We start from the raw sequence: 1,232 nt of genomic DNA on the forward strand, positions 1-1,232 counted from the left end.
CTAGTGCCGCATCAGGCAACGTTCGCCCTGGCGACGACTTCTCGTAGGCGTTCGTCGGCGGCGTGCTTGTTCCGCCAGATGATGTAGCGGCGGATCATGCTGCCCTGGGCCTTGTGGCTGGGGTGGTCGGTGCCGTCGAGGGCGAAGTAGCGCAGGGCGGTGAACTGGGCCTCGATCCGGTTGAGCCACGAGCTGTTGGTCGGGGTGTAGGCGATCTCCACGTTGTTTGCCGCCGCCCACGTCCCGACCCGCTGGCACCGCTTTGTCGTCAGGTGCGGCGAGTGGTTGTCACAGACGATCGCGATCCGCACGTTCGCCGGGTGCAGTGAGCGCAGGTAGCGGCAGAATTCCAGGAACTTCGACCGGTTCTTGGTCTTCTTGACGTGCCCGTAGAGCTGGTTCTTGGCGAGGTCGTAGGCGGCGAACAGGTGCCGGACTCCGTGTGGGCGGGTGTAGGTCGCCCGGCGGCGGGGCCGGGGCTCACGATCGGGGTCCTTGTGCCGGCCGCCGCGCTCGGCCCACTGCCTCCCGGGGTGGGGCTGGAGGTTGAGGGGTCCGAACTCGTCCAGGCAGAAGACGACTTCGGGTTCGCCTTCCTCGGGTATGACCTCACCGTCGGCAATCGCGTAGAGGTGCTCGACCCTCGCTTTCTTGGCCGCGTATTCCGGATCGCGGGAGGTCTTCCAGGTCTTCACGCGTTGAAAGGAGACGCCCTCCTCGCGGAGCAGGACCCGAAGGCCCTCGTGGCTGATGTCGTCGACCACCCCCTCGGCGACCAGGAAGTCGGCCAGCTTGGCCAGGCTCCAGGTCGAGAACGGCAGGCCGTGCTCGGCCGGCCTGGACTTGGCGATCTTCTTGATCTCCCGGCGCTCGGGCAGCGTGAACGTTCTCGGCCGGCCGCCTTTGTACTTGGGATAGAGCGAGTCGAAGCCGTCCGCGTTGAAGTTGTGGATCACGTCCCGGACCCGGTCCGCGCTGGTGAACGTCACCTCCGCGATCTTCGCCACGTTCATGCGCTGGGCGGACAGCAGCACCATCTGGGCCCGCCGCCAGGTCACCACCGACCCGGTGCCTCTGCGGACGATCCGCAGTAGCCGTCGCCCCTCGTCGTCATCGATCTCACGGACCCGCACACGTTCAGCCACGTGATCATTCTGACCGCCCGGAGCTGCCGACCGCAGCAACCGGGCGACACGTCACGAGAGGGCGAACCCTGGCTGACGCGGCACTAG

General features: G+C 66.8%; 1 protein-coding gene. It reads right to left on the reverse strand.

Features of this window, described 5'->3' with window-relative positions:
* Window positions 1-11: 11 nt before the first annotated feature.
* Entirely contained in the window at window positions 12-1,145 is a 1,134-nt protein-coding gene (locus ACGF2Y_RS36675; RefSeq protein WP_392956449.1) for an IS630 family transposase, read from the reverse strand.
* Between the last annotated feature and the right edge of the window lie 87 nt (window positions 1,146-1,232).

The organism is Streptomyces sp. NPDC048142 (assembly GCF_043202835.1).
Lineage (GTDB): Bacteria > Actinomycetota > Actinomycetes > Streptomycetales > Streptomycetaceae > Streptomyces.